This is a genomic window from Achromobacter sp. AONIH1 (assembly GCF_002902905.1).
GTDB lineage: Bacteria > Pseudomonadota > Gammaproteobacteria > Burkholderiales > Burkholderiaceae_B > Achromobacter.
On record NZ_CP026124.1, the window covers coordinates 3,820,847 to 3,835,622 of the forward strand.

11 protein-coding genes are annotated in these 14,776 nt (G+C 68.4%); 5 read left to right on the forward strand and 6 right to left on the reverse strand.

Annotation, left to right across the window (positions count from 1 at the left end):
- Positions 1-3: 3 nt before the first annotated feature.
- Both C2U31_RS17570 and argH read right to left on the reverse strand, forming a co-directional pair.
- Positions 4-1,419 carry an MFS transporter gene (locus C2U31_RS17570; protein ID WP_103273937.1) on the reverse strand — a complete coding sequence of 472 codons (1,416 nt, stop codon included), beginning with the start codon at positions 1,417-1,419 and terminating at the stop codon, positions 4-6.
- Between the two features lie 301 nt (positions 1,420-1,720).
- Positions 1,721-3,142, reverse strand: a complete 1,422-nt coding sequence (argH, locus tag C2U31_RS17575; RefSeq protein ID WP_103273938.1) for an argininosuccinate lyase — start codon at positions 3,140-3,142, stop codon at positions 1,721-1,723.
- A 187-nt stretch (positions 3,143-3,329) separates the two neighbouring features.
- Here argH and C2U31_RS17580 point away from each other — a divergent pair, with 187 nt between their 5' ends.
- The 3 genes from C2U31_RS17580 (at position 3,330) to C2U31_RS17590 (ending at position 6,756) form a co-directional block, all read left to right on the forward strand.
- Positions 3,330-4,640 carry a mechanosensitive ion channel family protein gene (locus C2U31_RS17580; RefSeq protein WP_369869789.1) on the forward strand — a complete coding sequence of 437 codons (1,311 nt, stop codon included), beginning with the start codon at positions 3,330-3,332 and terminating at the stop codon, positions 4,638-4,640.
- Between the two features lie 73 nt (positions 4,641-4,713).
- On the forward strand, positions 4,714-6,354 hold the full coding sequence (locus C2U31_RS17585; RefSeq protein ID WP_103273940.1) for an NAD+ synthase: 1,641 nt from the start codon (positions 4,714-4,716) through the stop codon (positions 6,352-6,354).
- A gap of 63 nt (positions 6,355-6,417) precedes the next feature.
- The gene (locus tag C2U31_RS17590; RefSeq protein WP_103273941.1) at positions 6,418-6,756 is read left to right on the forward strand and encodes a P-II family nitrogen regulator; all 339 of its coding nucleotides are present in this window, start codon (positions 6,418-6,420) and stop codon (positions 6,754-6,756) included.
- 124 nt (positions 6,757-6,880) lie between these two features.
- Here the strand turns inward: C2U31_RS17590 and gspF are convergent, their stop codons facing one another.
- Entirely contained in the window at positions 6,881-8,086 is a 1,206-nt protein-coding gene (gspF, locus tag C2U31_RS17595) for a type II secretion system inner membrane protein GspF (RefSeq protein ID WP_103273942.1), read from the reverse strand.
- A gap of 175 nt (positions 8,087-8,261) precedes the next feature.
- Here gspF and gspD point away from each other — a divergent pair, with 175 nt between their 5' ends.
- Positions 8,262-10,853, forward strand: a complete 2,592-nt coding sequence (gene gspD, locus C2U31_RS17600) for a type II secretion system secretin GspD (RefSeq protein ID WP_103273943.1) — start codon at positions 8,262-8,264, stop codon at positions 10,851-10,853.
- A gap of 34 nt (positions 10,854-10,887) precedes the next feature.
- The gene (gene gspE, locus C2U31_RS17605) at positions 10,888-12,315 is read left to right on the forward strand and encodes a type II secretion system ATPase GspE (protein WP_103273944.1); all 1,428 of its coding nucleotides are present in this window, start codon (positions 10,888-10,890) and stop codon (positions 12,313-12,315) included.
- Between the two features lie 31 nt (positions 12,316-12,346).
- Here the strand turns inward: gspE and C2U31_RS17610 are convergent, their stop codons facing one another.
- The 3 genes from C2U31_RS17610 to C2U31_RS17620 form a co-directional block, all read right to left on the reverse strand.
- Positions 12,347-12,769 (reverse strand): type II toxin-antitoxin system VapC family toxin, encoded by a 423-nt coding sequence (locus C2U31_RS17610; RefSeq protein WP_103273945.1) that lies wholly within the window; start codon positions 12,767-12,769, stop codon positions 12,347-12,349.
- Positions 12,766-13,020, reverse strand: coding sequence for a plasmid stabilization protein (locus tag C2U31_RS17615; RefSeq protein WP_103273946.1), 255 nt, complete (start codon positions 13,018-13,020; stop codon positions 12,766-12,768). The genes C2U31_RS17610 and C2U31_RS17615 overlap by 4 nt, the downstream gene beginning before the upstream one ends.
- Before the next feature lie 186 nt (positions 13,021-13,206).
- Positions 13,207-14,715, reverse strand: a complete 1,509-nt coding sequence (locus C2U31_RS17620; RefSeq protein WP_103273947.1) for a nucleobase:cation symporter-2 family protein — start codon at positions 14,713-14,715, stop codon at positions 13,207-13,209.
- Between the last annotated feature and the right edge of the window lie 61 nt (positions 14,716-14,776).

A 14,776-nucleotide genomic window follows, 5' to 3' on the forward strand; every position in this document is an offset into this window, starting at 1 on the left:
GGCCTATTGCGCCCCATCCCGCCGCCGATACACCCGCGCCAGGCTGGCGACCAGCGACAGCGCCGCGATCGCACAGGCCAGGGCGAACACATATGTGGCAAACGACGCGCCCGCGCCGTCGCCGATGCCGCCCGTCAGCGCGATCACGACGGCGACCAGGGCCGCGCCGATGGACTGGCCCGTGGTCCGGGCCGTCGACAGCACGCCAGAGGCCGTGCCGGTGCGGTTCCGCGCCGCGTTGGCGAACATTTCCTTGTTGTTCGGCGGCAGGAAGAAGCCGTAGCCCATGCCGCACAGCGCGATGCGCCACACCAGGTCCGTGATCGTCGCGTGTTCCGGCAGCAGCATGAGCGAGCCCAGGCCCAGGCAGAACATGAAAACGCCGGCGCTGGAGACCTGGGTCGCGTTCAGCCGGTACACCAGCCGGCCGGCGATGGGCGCGCACAGCGCCACCGCGATGGGCCAGGGCGTGAACACCAGCGCGGATTCCAGCACACTGTAGCCGTGTGCGGCCTGCAGCACGAAGGGCAGCGCCACCAGCGCGATGCCTTGCGAGACGAACATGGTGACCGAGGTCAGCACCGCGAAGCTGTAGCGGCGCGATGTGAAGATGTCCAGCGGCAGCAGCGGACTGCGGGCGCGGGTCTGGCTACGGACGAACACAACCGCCAGCGCCGCCGCTGCGCCGGCGAGCAGCAGCACGCTGCGGTTGCTCCAGCGGCCGATCTGGTCGACGGCGAGCGCGAACAGGCCGAAGGCCGCCGCCGAGGTCGCGGCGCCGAGCACGTCGAAGCCGCGTTCGCGCTGCGTGTCCTTGCCCAGCGCCATGAGCGAGAAGGCGATGGCCGCGATGCCGAGCGGGAGGTTGATGTAGAACAGCCAGGGCCATGAGGCATACGACACGAGCAGTCCGCCCAGCGCCGGCCCCAGCGCCGTGCCTACCGCGAATACCAGCGCGTTCACGCCGAAGATGGTGCCCAGCGATCGCGCCGGGAAGATCACCCGGTACATGCCGTAGCCCACGCTGATCAGCACCGCGTAGCTCAGGCCCTGGAGGATGCGCATCGCCACCAGGACAAGAAAGCTGGGCGCCAGCGCACAGCCCAGCGAGGCGATCGTGAACAGCGCCAGTCCGGCGGTGTAGAAGCGCCGTTCGCCGATTCGGGAGCCGAGCGAGGCACAGGTCAGCATGGCCGCCGCGCTGGCCACCTGGTAGCCGTTCGCCACCCAGATGACCGAGGCGGCGCTGACGCCGAGATCGGCCGAGATGGTGGGCAGCGCGATATTGACGATGGAGCTGTCCAGCGCCGACATCAGCACGCCGATCAGGATGGCCGCCGCCGCGAAATACCGGCGGGGAATGTCGAAGCCTTCTTCGTCGGCGGGGGCGGGTGTGCTGGCTGAGGCGGCGGTCGGCATGTGGCGTCGGGGTCGAGGAAGGAGTGGGATCCTGTCGGGCGCGACGCCAAAGGCTGGGAAAACGGCGTGATCGCGCTTTCGGGGGTAGCCGGCTTGCGGCGAACGTTCCGCAGCCAGGTGGCGGCGGGAGCGTCGGCGCAAAAAAACGCTTGAGTATAGGAGCCTGCGGGGGCGGGCCGCTCAATGCCCCTGATCCCCGAAGGGGTCCACGGCGTGCGGGGCGGCGGGCTTGGGCACAAAAGAAATCGGCCCTGGAATTGTCCAGGGCCGATGTCGTGGCGCTGCGGATGCGCGGCGGGTGTTATTCGCCAGCCGTCTCCGCCAGCACGCGGCGGGCTTCCTCGGCGACACGCTCGGGGGCGGTGCCGCCCACGTGCTTGCGGGCCGCGACCGAGCCTTCCAGCGTCAATACCTGATGTACGTCCTCGCCGATGCCGGCGTTGTAGGCCTGCAGCTCGGCCAACGTCAGGTCGGCCAGGTCGCAGCCGCGCTGTTCGCAGTCGCGCACGGCGTGGGCCACGACTTCATGGGCGTCGCGGAAGGGCAGGCCGCGCTTGACCAGGTAGTCGGCCAGGTCGGTGGCGGTGGCGAAGCCCTGCAGCGCGGCGGCGCGCATGTTGTCGGCCTTGACCTTGATGCCGCCGGCCATGTCCGCGAAGATGGTCAGCGTGTCGCGCAGCGTGTCCACCGTGTCGAACAGGCCTTCCTTGTCTTCCTGGTTGTCCTTGTTGTAGGCCAGGGGCTGGCCCTTCATCAGGGTCAGCAGGGCGACCAGGTTGCCGTTGACGCGGCCGGCCTTGCCGCGCGCCAGCTCGGGCACGTCGGGGTTCTTCTTCTGCGGCATGATCGAGCTGCCGGTGCAGAAACGGTCGGCCAGGTCGATGAAGCCCACGCGCGGGCTCATCCACAGCACCAATTCTTCGGACAGGCGCGAGACGTGCGTCATGACCAGCGCGCCGGCGGCGCAGAATTCGATGGCGAAGTCGCGGTCGGACACGGCGTCCAGCGAGTTGCGGCAGACGCCATCAAAGCCCAGCGTGCGCGCCACGCGCTCGCGGTCGATGGGGTAGGACGTGCCGGCCAGCGCGGCCGCGCCCAGCGGCAGGCGGTTGACGCGCTTGCGGCAGTCGGCCAGGCGCTCGGCGTCGCGGCCGAACATCTCGGCGTAGGCCAGCAGGTGGTGGCCGAAGGTGACGGGCTGGGCCACCTGCAGGTGGGTGAAGCCGGGCATGATGGTGCCGGCGTTGTCCAGCGCCACCGTGGCCAGGGCGCGGCGCAGCTGGCGCAGCAGCTCGATCAGGGTGTCGATTTCCTCGCGCAGCCACAGGCGGATGTCGGTGGCGACCTGGTCGTTGCGCGAACGGCCGGTGTGCAGGCGCTTGCCCGCATCGCCAACTAGCTCCACCAGGCGCTTCTCGATGTTCAGGTGCACGTCTTCCAGGTCCAGCAGCCACTGGAAGCTGCCGGCCTCGATCTCGGCGCGGATCTGGGCCATGCCGCGCTGGATGTCGGACAGGTCCTGGGCGCTGATGATGCCCTGGGCGGCCAGCATGTCGGCGTGGGCCAGCGAACCCTGGATGTCGTGGCGCGCCAGGCGCTTATCGAAATCCACGGACGCGGTGTAGCGTTTGACGAGTTCGGAAACCGGTTCCGAGAACCGGGCGGACCAGGCTTGCGCCTTGTTGGCGAACTGGTTTTGGTCGGGGGAGGGGGTGTTTGCCATGATGGGCGGGATTATAGGGCCTGCCGGGGGCGTCCGCGGGCCGGACGCCGGCGCGCGGCGCTGTCTCCGGCGGGGGCCAGGGCGGCGCCGGCGGGCCGTGTCGGTCCGAGGAACCCCGGCACGGGAACGGGTGTCGGATAATTCGGCTTTGATTCGATCCGTTTGAGTGAGTGGAAACCCTATGCCCATGGACTGGGAAGACCTGGTGACCCAAATCGACGCCCAGCTGCCGAAGGAAGTCTGGGCGCAGACCCTGATCGGCGTCGGCGTGCTGGTGCTGACTGCCCTGTTCGTGCAGTGGGTGGTGGCGCGGGTGGTGCTGCTGCTGGCTCACCGCCTGCTGGTGCTGACCGGCCATGACGACTGGGACAAGGCGCTGCAGCGCCGCCGCGCCTACCAGAACCTGTGGTACGCCGTGCCCTTTGCCGTGGTGTCGATGGGCATCGACTTGGTGCCGCACGTGGACCGCGCCGCCGAGATCGTCGGCCGGCTGGCGCACGCCGGGGCCTGGATCTGCGTGTTCGTGGCCCTGTCCGGCGTGCTGAGCGCCTGGCAGGACACCTATTCGGCCACCACGCGGGCGCAGACGCGCTCGATCAAGGGCTATATCCAGATCGGCAAATTGGTGCTGATGGCCATATGCACCGTTTTGGTGCTTTCGATCCTGATCGACCGTTCGCCGCTGTGGATGATCTCCGGCCTGGGCGCGCTGTCGGCCGTGCTGCTGCTGGTGTTCAAGGACACGCTGCTGTCGCTGGTGGCCAGCACCCAGCTCACCAGCAACGACATGCTGCGCATCGGCGACTGGATCGAGATGCCGCAGTCCAACGCCGACGGCTTCGTCAAGGACATCGCCCTGCACACGGTCAAGGTGCAGAACTGGGACAACACCGTCACCACGGTGCCGACCTACAAGCTGTTCTCCGAGAGCTACCGCAATTACCGCCACATGTTCGAGTCGGGCGGGCGCCGCATCAAGCGCACGCTGCGCATCGACGCGGCCAGCGTGCGCTTCCTGACCGACGAGGAAGCCGGGCGCCTGATGCGTTTCCGGCTGCTGCGCGACTACCTGCAGGCCAAGACCAGCGACATCGCCCAGGCCAACCAGCACATGGGCGAGCAGGCCGCCGTGCCGGCCAACCGCCGCCGCCTGACCAATATCGGCACCTTCCGCATGTATGCGCTGGCCTACCTGAAGCAGAATCCCGAGGTGCGCCAGGACATGGCCATGATGGTGCGCATGATGGAGCCTCAGTCCGATGGCATCCCGGTCGAGGTCTATTGCTTCACCGCCGTCACCGCCTGGGTGGAATACGAGCGCATCCAGGGCGACATCTTCGACCACCTGCTGGCCATCCTGCCCGAGCTGGGCATGCGCCTGTACCAGCAGCCCTCCGGCGCGGACATCGGCGAAATGGGCGGCCGCCTGCGCGAGAGCGCGATGCGGGAAATGGGCCGCGACGGCGTCGGGCCGCAGGGGCAGGAATTGCCACGCTAGCCCCGGCCGCCCGCCCAGGCCGCCTCATGCGATAATTTTCCGATCGATTGTCACGTATTTGGAAACGCTGTCCATGAGCGCCGCCCGTGTAGGAATTGCGCAGATCAACGCCCTGGTGGGGGACCTGGCGGGCAATGCCGCCAAGGTGCTGGAGGCCGCCCGCAAGGCGCATGCCGAAGGCGCCGACGTGCTGGTCACGCCCGAGCTGGTCCTGACCGGCTACCCGCCCGAGGACCTGTTGCTGCGCCCGCTGTTCGTCCAGACCCAGCAGGACGTGCTGGACCGCCTGCGGCAGGATCTGGCCGGGCTGGCCGGACTGCACGTGCTGGTGGGCCACGTCCAGGCGCGCCAGGGCCGCCTGTACAACGCCGCTTCGGTGCTGTGCGAGGGCCGCGTGCTGGGCACCTACTGCAAGCGCGAGCTGCCCAACTATTCGGTGTTCGACGAGCAGCGCTATTTCTCGGCTCACGGCGAAGCGCTGGTGTTCAACGTCAAGGGCGTGCGCTTCGGCGTCAACATCTGCGAGGACATCTGGTTCGACCGAGCCCCGCGCGCCGCCGCCCAGGCCGGCGCCCAGGTGCTGCTGGTGCCCAACGCCTCGCCGTACAACACCGGCAAGCAGGAAGAGCGGCTGGAAGTGGCGCGTCGCTGCGCCCGCGAGAACCGCTACGCGCTGATCTACGCCAACATGGTGGGCGGCCAGGACGAACTGGTGTTCGACGGCGCGTCCTTCGCGCTGGACGCCGCCGGCGAGCCGGCGGCGCGCCTGCCCGATTTCGCCGAGGGCGTGAATTTCGTCGAGGTCGACGCCCAGGGCGGCGTCAAGCCGGCCTCGGCGCAGGCCGACGTGGCGCCGTACTGCCTGGAAGAGCAGGTCTGGAACGCGCTGGTGCTGGGCGTGCGTGATTACCTGGGCAAGAACCGTTTCCCCGGCGCCATCATCGGCCTGTCCGGCGGCATCGATTCGGCCGTGGTGCTGGCCGTGGCGGTGGACGCCATCGGCGCCGACAATGTGCGCGCCGTCATGATGCCCACGCGCTACACCGCCGACATTTCCCAGATCGACGCCGCCGACATGGCGCGGCGGCTGGGCGTGCGCTATGACGACATCGCCATCGGCCCGGCCGTGGACGCCTTCGAGGGCCTGCTGGCGGGGCAGTTCGCCGGCCTGCCGGTGGACGCCACCGAAGAGAACATCCAGGCGCGGGTGCGCGGCACGCTGCTGATGGCCCTGTCCAACAAGACCGGCCGCCTGGTACTGACCACGGGCAACAAGTCCGAGATGACCACCGGCTATTGCACGCTGTACGGCGACATGGCCGGCGGCTTCGCCGTCATCAAGGACGTGCCCAAGACCCTGGTCTACCGCCTGGCCGTCTGGCGCAACCGCGACGGCGAGGTCATTCCCGAGCGCATCATCACCCGGCCGCCCTCGGCCGAGCTGCGTCCCGACCAGACCGACCAGGACAGCCTGCCGCCCTATGATGTGCTGGACGGCATCATGGAACGCTACATGGAACACAACGAATCGGCTGGCGAGATCGTCGCCGCCGGCTATCCGCCCGAGGCGGTGGAGCAGGTCGTGCGCCTCATCCGCATCAATGAGTACAAGCGCCGCCAGGCGCCGCCCGGACCGCGCATCACGCCGCGCGCGTTCGGCCGGGATTGGCGTTATCCTGTCACCAACGGATTCCGCGAAGCCATCGGCAAATAGGCGCCGCGAGCGCCCCGGCCGCGCCCGGCCTTCCACGCAGATCGAAAAACCAGGACAAGCAAAGTGAAACAAGTCACCGCCATCATCAAACCCTTCAAGCTCGACGAAGTTCGCGAAGCGCTGGCCGAGGTCGGCGTCAGCGGCCTGACCGTCACCGAGGTCAAGGGCTTCGGCCGCCAGAAGGGCCATACCGAGCTTTACCGCGGCGCCGAGTACGTGGTCGATTTCCTGCCCAAGATCCGCGTCGAGGTGGTGCTGCCCGACGACCGTGTCGAGCAGGCCATCGAGGCCGTGGTCAAGGCCGCGCGCACCGGCAAGATCGGCGACGGCAAGATCTTCGTCACTCCGGTCGAGCAGGCCATCCGCATCCGCACCGGCGAAGCCGACGAAGAAGCGCTCTGACGCGTTCCTGTCGTCCGGCTCAGGCCGCGCCGCCCATCGGGTCGCGCGGCCTTTGTTTTTCCGGCTTGTCTGGATGACGTGACGGCCATCCGGGCGGCGCGCCATGCCGGCCATGGGGCGGCGTCTAGCGGATCAGCTGGTTCATCTCCAGGATCGGCATCATCACCGCCAGCACGATCAGCAGCACGAAACCGCCCATCACCAGGATCAGGGCCGGCTCCAGCAGCGCGGTCATGGCCATGGCGCGCCGCTCCAGGTCGCGCGACAGGTTGCGAGCGCCACGGTCCAGCAGCTCGGGCAGCTGGCCGGTCTTCTCGCCGCTGCCGATCAGGTGCACCAGCAGGCTGGGGAATACCTTCTGCGTGTCCAGCGCGGTCGATAGCGGCGCGCCTTCGCGCACGCGCGCCGAGGCCTCGTCCACGGCCTGGCGCAGCACGTCGTTGCTCAGCGTGCGGCGCGCGGCCTCCAGCGAGGTCAACAGCGCCACGCCGCTGCCGCACAGGATGGACAGCGTGGATGCGAAGCGCGCCGCGTTCACGCCCAGCACGAAGCGCCCGATCAGCGGCAGGCGCAGTACGCGCGCGTGCCAGGCGGTGCGCGCCGCCGGCGCGCGCAGCGCGTAGCGCCACAGCGCGAAGGCGACGACCAGCGCGGCGCCGGTGACCAGGCCCCATTCGCGCACATAGTCCGACAGCGCCAGCATGACGCGGGTCAGCATGGGCAACTGCTGCTTGGCGTGGCTGAAGGCCGACACCACCTGCGGCACCACATAGCCCAGCAGGAACACCACGATGATCACCGACACGCAGGCCACCACGACGGGATAGATGAAGGCCGTCATCACCTTGCCGCGCAGCGCGTTGCGTTCCTCGATGTAGTCGGCCAGCTTTTCCATCACCTGCGCCAGGTCGCCGGATTCCTCGCCGGCGCCGATCAGCGCGCGATAGATCTCGGGAAAGTCGCGCGGCCTAGCGGCCAGCGCCGCCGACAGCTTGTGGCCGGCGCGCACGTCGTCGCGCACGCCCAGCAGCACCGTGGCGATGTGCTTTTTCTCGGCCTGGTCCAGCGTGGCGCTGAGCGCCGCGTCCAGCGGCAGGCGCGCGGCCAGCAGGCTGGCCAGCTGGCGCGTCAGCCAGGCCAGGTCGGCGTCGGACAGGCGCGCGCGCAGCGCGCCGCCCAGGCCCTCGGCGCGCGCGGCGGGGGCGGTGGACAGCGGCAGCAGGCCGCGGCCGCGCAGCTGGTTGCGGGCGCCGCGCTCGGTGTCGGCCTCGACCGTGCCGCGCACGATTTTTCCGAGCGCGTCAGTCGCTTCGTAACGAAAGGATGGCATGTTCCTGGTTCAGATCCCGGTGCGGAGAATCGCCCGGAGAGCCGCATATTCAAAGGGTTTCCAGGCCGCCACCTTGCCCTTGGAATATGACCGTAGTGTTGCAGTGTCACCCCGTATACTCCGACGCGAATTCACGTTTTTTCACACGATTTCACGTCTCAGGCACACCTTCGTCATGCGTCAATTCGCGCAACTCAGCCTGGCGGTCCTGTTGGCCGCCAGCCAGATCGGGCCGGCGGCCAGCCCCGCCTACGCCCAACAGGCCGACAATCGTGTCAGCCTGAATTTCGTGGATACCGATATTCCCGCCGTGCTGCGCGCGCTGTCGCTCTTCACGCAGCGCAACTTCCTGGTGGACCCGCGCGTCAAGGGCAAGCTCACGCTGGTCTCGGACCGTCCGGTGGACAGCAACCAGGCCCTGTCCATGCTGACCGGCGCGCTGCGCCTGCAGGGCTTCGCCATTGTCGATGTGGACGGCGTGACCCGCGTGGTGCCCGAAGCCGACGCCAAGCTGCAGGGCAGCGCGGTGGTGGGCGATCCGCGTCCGGCGGCCAAGGGCGCGCCGGTGTCGGTGTCCAGCTTCGCGCGCGGCGCGGGAGGCGGCGGCGAGATGCTGACCCGCGTGTTCCCGCTCAAGTACGAGAACGCCGCCAACCTGGTGCCGGTGCTGCGCCCGATGGTGCCGCCCAACAATCCGGTCAACGCCTATCCCGGCAACAACACGCTGGTGGTCACCGACTACGCCGACAACCTGGAGCGCATCGCGGCGGTGATCGCCCGCATCGACGTGCCCAGCTCCATCGACACCGACGTGGTGCCGGTGCGCTCCGGCATTGCGTCCGACATCGCCGTGCTGGCCTCGCAGCTGCTGGACACGCAGGGCAATGACCCGACCCAGCGCATCGCGGTGGTGGCCGACCCGCGCAGCAACAGCGTGCTGGTGCGCGCCGGCAGTCCCGCGCGCACCAAGCTGGCGCGCGAGCTGATCCAGAAGCTGGACGCGCAGCAGAACCGAGGCGGCAACCTGCACGTGGTCTATATGCGCAACGCCCAGGCCACCCGCATCGCCGAAGTGCTGGGCGGCCTGCTGACCGGGCAGGCCAACGCCGCGACCGGCGCCGGGGCCCCGCAAGGCGCGACCGGGCCGGGCGCGCAGGGCGGCGGCGCGCGCGCCCAGCGCACGTCCATGAACCAGGGCAACCCGCAGGGGATGGGCGCGTCCTCGTCCACGTCGTCCAGCAAGGGCGGGCTGTCCGGCGAGCAGGACCGCATCGCGCGCGACGACAACGGCAACCAGGCGGTGTCGTATTCCGCCGGCGGCGCCACCATCCAGGCCGATCCGGCCACCAACTCGCTGATCATCTCCGCGCCCGAGCCGCTGTACCGCAGTCTGCGCGAAGTGATCGACCAGCTCGACCAGCGCCGCGCGCAGGTGCTGGTGGAAAGCCTGATCGTGGAAGTCAGCGAGGCCAAGGCGGCCGAGTTCGGCATCCAGTGGATGACCGGCGCCGGCAACATCAACAGCGGCGGCACCAGCTTCATCGGCGGCACCAACCTGGGCGGCAGCGGCCTGTCCGGCAAGGGGCCGACCTCGATCGACGCGCTGGGCGGCGGCATGACGCTGGGCGTGGTCAAGGGCACGGTCGACGTGCTGGGCAACAAGGTCATCAACCTGGGCGTGCTGGCGCGCGCCATGCAGAACACCGGCGAGGCCAACATCCTGTCCACGCCGAACCTGCTGACGCTGGACAACCAGTCCGCCAGCATCCTGGTCGGCAAGACCGTGCCCTTCGTGACCGGCCAGTACGTCACCAACGGCAGCAACGGCAGCAACAACCCGTTCCAGACCATCGAGCGCGAGGACGTGGGCCTGAAGCTGAACATCCGCCCGCAGATCTCCGAAGGCGGCACGGTCAAGCTGGACATCTACCAGGAAGTCAGCAGCATCGACGAAAGTCGTTCGTCGATCACCAACGGCATCGTCACCAACAAGCGCGCCATCGACACCAGCGTGCTGGTCGACGACGGCCAGATCATCGTGCTGGGCGGCCTGCTGGAAGACAGCGTCACGCTCAGCTCCAACGCCGTTCCGGGCCTGAGCGCCATTCCGGTGCTGGGCAATCTGTTCCGCTACGACAGCCGCAAGCGCACCAAGACCAACCTGATGGTGTTCCTGCGCCCCTACGTGATGCGCGACGCCAACCGCGCCGCCGGCGTCACCATGGATCGCTACGACTACATGCGCCGCGCCCAGGCCGGCGCGCAGCCGGGCGATCACTGGCTGCTGCCCAACCAGCAGGCGCCCATGCTGACGGCGCCGGGCTCGGCGCCGTCGGTGTCGGGCAATGCCTACGACATGCGGCCGGAGAACCTGGCCGAGACCATGCGTCGCCCGCCGCCCGCGACGGTGGAGTCCTTCGCCGTGCGCCAGTATCCGGCCGCGCGCCAGACCAGCGATCCGGCCCAGCCGTTCCGCGTCAGCATGCCGCTGGGCGTGAGCGTGGCGCGCGACCCCGCCTCGCTGTATGGCGAGGCCGACAAATCCAGCGCCACGCTGCAATTCGCCTCGGTGGACTCGCAGTCCGACGCCGAGCGCATCGCCCAGCGCGTGCGTGGCAGCGGCCTGCAGGCCTATGTGCAGGCCGGTCCCGGCGGCATGGGCTACGTGGTGCGCAGTCAGGTCGCCAAGGATCCGGGCACGGTGTCCACCGCCACCCGCCTGTTGCGCGAGCTGGGCTACAAGAGCGAAGTGGTGTCGCACCTATGAACGCCGCCTTGCAAGCGACGGCGGGAGCGGCCGCATGAGCGCCCACCCCTTGCCCTATGCCTGGGCGCGCGCCCAGCGCGCTGTGCTGTCGCTGCGCGGCGGCCGCGCCCAGCTGACGGTCAGCCCGCGCACGCCGGAATGGGCGCTGCGCGAGATCCGCCGCTGCCACGGCGACGTGGAGGTGGCGCAGGTCGAGGACGAGGCGCTGGAAACGCTGCTGACGGCCGCCTACAGTCATGCCGAGGACGCTGCCTCGGTCATGGGCGTGGCCGAGAACGAGATCGACCTGGACCGGCTGCTGCAGGACATGCCCGAGGTGGCCGACCTGCTGGAGGCCCAGGACGACGCGCCCGTCATCCGCATGATCAACGCGCTGTTCGCCCAGGCCGCGCGCGACGGCGCCAGCGATATCCACATCGAGCCCTTCGAGACCCATTCGGTGGTGCGCTACCGTGTCGACGGCACGCTGCGCGACGTGGTCAGCCCGCGCAAGGCGCTGCATGCCGCGCTGATCTCGCGCATCAAGATCATGGCCCACCTGGACATCGCCGAGAAACGCCTGCCGCAGGACGGCCGCATCGCGCTGCGCGTGGGTGGACGGCCCATCGACGTGCGCGTGTCCACCTTGCCGACCGGTCACGGCGAGCGCGCCGTGCTGCGCCTTTTGGACAAGGAAGCCGGCCGGCTCAAGCTCGAACGCCTGGGCATGAGCGCCGGCGTGCTGGAGCGGCTCGACCGCCTGATCCGCCAGCCGCACGGCATCGTGCTGGTCACCGGCCCCACCGGCAGCGGCAAGACCACCACGCTGTACGCCGCGCTGAGCCGGCTGGATGCGTCCACCAGCAACATCCTCACCGTCGAGGATCCGATCGAGTACGACCTGCCCGGCATCAGCCAGACCCAGGTCAACGCCAAGATCGACATGAGCTTCGCGCTGGCGCTGCGCGCCATCCTGCGGCAAGACCCCGACGTCATCATGATCGGCGAGATCCGCGACCTCGAAACCGCGCAGATCGCGGTGCAGGCCTCGCTCACCGGCCACCTGGTGCTGGCCACGCTGCACACCAACGACGCCGTGTCCGCCGTCACCCGCCTGACCGACATGGGCGTGGAGCCCTTCCTGCTGGCCTCGTCGCTGCTGGGCGTGCTGGCCCAGCGCCTGGTGCGTCAGCTGTGCCCGGCCTGCAAGCAGCCGGCCGAACTCGAGGGCCGCCGCGTCTACCATCCGGTCGGCTGCGCCGCCTGCAACCACACCGGCTACAGCGGCCGCTCGGGCATCCACGAGCTGTTCAGCGTGGACGACGAGGCCCGCCGTCTGATCCACGAGGGCCGCGACGAGCGCGAACTGCGGATCGCGGCCACGGCCTCCGGCATGCGCAGCATGCGGGAAGACGGGCAGCGCTGGGTGGATGAGGGGCGGACTTCGCCGGAGGAGATCTTGCGGGTGACCAGGGACGCGTAGGGCGGGAGGTCGCGTTTGCGCGACCTGGGCCCTACGCGTGCTTCCAAGGATCAATAACGTCCAGGCCGGCGGCCAGGAAGGGGCTGGTGTCGCGCGTGGCAACGGCAAATCCGTTGGCAAGCGCCACCGCCGCGATGCAGGCGTCGGCGGTCTGGATACCGCTTCCTGCCTCGCGCACCTTTGTTATCAGTTCGGCGTAGGCATTCGTGCAGGCCATATCGAACGGCAGGACGCGCCCGGCAAACATCGGCAATACGCGTTTTTCGATGTGCTCGTGCAGCGCGGTACGGCGCTTGCCTGCGGGCATCAGCGCGATGCCCGCACGCAGTTCGGCGACAGTGATGGCTGACAGGTACAACGTTTCCAGCGGCTGCGCGTCTATCCAATCAATGACACGAATCTCGGGCGAGGGGCGCAGCGGTTCCGAAATGACGTTCGTATCGAGCAGGATCATTCAAAACTCGCTGCTCGGGCTTGCGCCTGGTCGTGCCCGCTGTCGAAAAGGGCGAGCTCTTCTTCGGTCAGTTTGACCTTGCGTCCGATCTCGGACAGCAGGGAACCCAACTTGACCCGGCCAGCCGGCTTTACAGCGCTTTCCAGGATGTCTCGCATTTCCGCTTCGATGCTGTGCCCGTGTTGAGCGGCTCGCACGCGGATGGCGCGATGCACCTCGTCCGGTACATTACGGATGGTCACGGATGGCATGTTTCAAATCCTCCAATTGATGGATTTGCTTGCATTTTATCAATATGCAAGCAAACTCTCAATCCACATGCGTCCAGCTCCACCGATTGTCGGACCAAATCCGCGACGGGCCGTAAATGGAGATGAAACGTCATGAGGGTGCCGTTGGCGGTATGTCAGCTACGGCACACCTGGCGGCTCACCCCTTCAATGACTCTCCGCCTGGCTCGCCGCCGCGATCACCGCGCGTTCATCATGCTGCGCGCCGTTCAGGAACAGGTTCAGCAGCACCGCCGTCACCGACGACAGCAGGATGCCGGACTCCACCAGCGGATGCACGGAATGCGGCATCCATTGCTTGAAGTGGGGCGCGATCAGCGGCACCATGCCGATGCCGATCGAGACCGCCACGATCATGGCGTTGTTGCGGTTGGTCTTGAAGTCCACGCCCGACAGGATGCGGATGCCGGTGGCGGCGACCATGCCGAACATGACGATGCCGGCGCCGCCCAGCACCACGGTGGGCAGCGACTCGACCAGCGCGGCGATCTTGGGCAGCAGGCCCAGCACCAGCAGGATCAGCCCGCCGGCGGCGCAGACATAGCGGCTCTTGACGCCGGTCACCGCGACCAGTCCCACGTTCTGCGAGAAGCTGGTGTACGGGAAGGTGTTGAAGATGCCGCCCAGCAGCGTGCCCAGGCCGTCGGTGCGCAGGCCCCGGGCCAGGTCCTTCTGGGTGATTTCGCGCGACGTCATGGAGCCCAGCGCCAGGAACATGCCGGTGGACTCGATCATCACCACCACCATGATCAGCGACATGGTCAGGATCATCATGATGTCGAATCGGGGCATGCCGAAGTGGAAGGGCAGCACGATGTCGAACCAGGCGGCCTGGTCCATTTTCTCGAAGGTCATGATGCCGGCGGCCGAGGCGGCGATGGCGCCGACCACGATGCCCAGCAGCACCGAGATATTGGCGACGAAGCCGCGCGCGTACTTGACGATGAGCAGGATGGACAGCAGCACCACGGCCGCGATGCCCAGGCCGACCGGGTCGGCGTACTTCGGGTTGGGCACCGAGGGCTGGATGGCGAAGCCCTGCGGCAGGGGCGGCGCCTGGCCGCCGGGCGCGGTCACGTCGGCCAGCCACTTGGCGTAGGCCGGGTCGACGATGGCGGGCGCGGTCGGGCCGACGGGGTTGCCGAAGATCCAGTTGATGCCCACCCGCATCAGCGTGATGCCGATGACGGCGATGATGGTGCCGGTGACCACCGGCGGAAAGAAGCGCAGCATGCGGCTGACGGCGGGCGCGATCAGGATGGACACCACGCCCGCGCCGATGATGGAGCCGAACAGCAGCTGCGCGCCCGCCGGCCCCGGCTCGGCCGTGGCCATGGCCGCCATGGGCGCGACCGAGGCGAAGGTGACGCCCATCATGACGGGCAGCTGGATGCCGAACCAGCGCGTGGCGCCCAGCGTCTGGATCAGCGTGATCAGCCCGCAACAGAACAGGTCGGCGGAGATCAGCATGGCCACTTCCTCGGCGCTGAGCTGCAGCGCCCGGCCGATGATGAGCGGCACCGCGACGGCGCCGGCGTACATCACGAGCACGTGCTGCAGGCCCAGGGCGGCCAGCTTGATATTGGGAAGGCGTTGGTCGACGGGATGCCGGTCTGGCGGACACCCCTGGGAGTAAGCGGACGGCGTGGACGGCATGCGTGGTCTCCTGGTGGATACAACTGCTGCGTTACGTATGTGCCTAGTCTGACTTCTGGCT

Bases quoted from the DNA above. Each gene is read 5' to 3' on its own strand.
- argH (WP_103273938.1), bottom strand. From the start codon at position 3,142: ATGGCAAACACCCCCTCCCCCGACCAAAACCAGTTCGCCAACAAGGCG.
- gspE (WP_103273944.1), top strand. From the start codon at position 10,888: ATGAGCGCCCACCCCTTGCCCTATGCCTGGGCGCGCGCCCAGCGCGCT.
- C2U31_RS17585 (WP_103273940.1), top strand. From the start codon at position 4,714: ATGAGCGCCGCCCGTGTAGGAATTGCGCAGATCAACGCCCTGGTGGGG.
- C2U31_RS17570 (WP_103273937.1), bottom strand. From the start codon at position 1,419: ATGCCGACCGCCGCCTCAGCCAGCACACCCGCCCCCGCCGACGAAGAA.
- C2U31_RS17580 (WP_369869789.1), top strand. From the start codon at position 3,330: ATGGACTGGGAAGACCTGGTGACCCAAATCGACGCCCAGCTGCCGAAG.
- gspD (WP_103273943.1), top strand. From the start codon at position 8,262: ATGCGTCAATTCGCGCAACTCAGCCTGGCGGTCCTGTTGGCCGCCAGC.
- C2U31_RS17610 (WP_103273945.1), bottom strand. From the start codon at position 12,769: ATGATCCTGCTCGATACGAACGTCATTTCGGAACCGCTGCGCCCCTCG.
- gspF (WP_103273942.1), bottom strand. From the start codon at position 8,086: ATGCCATCCTTTCGTTACGAAGCGACTGACGCGCTCGGAAAAATCGTG.
- C2U31_RS17620 (WP_103273947.1), bottom strand. From the start codon at position 14,715: ATGCCGTCCACGCCGTCCGCTTACTCCCAGGGGTGTCCGCCAGACCGG.
- C2U31_RS17615 (WP_103273946.1), bottom strand. From the start codon at position 13,020: ATGCCATCCGTGACCATCCGTAATGTACCGGACGAGGTGCATCGCGCC.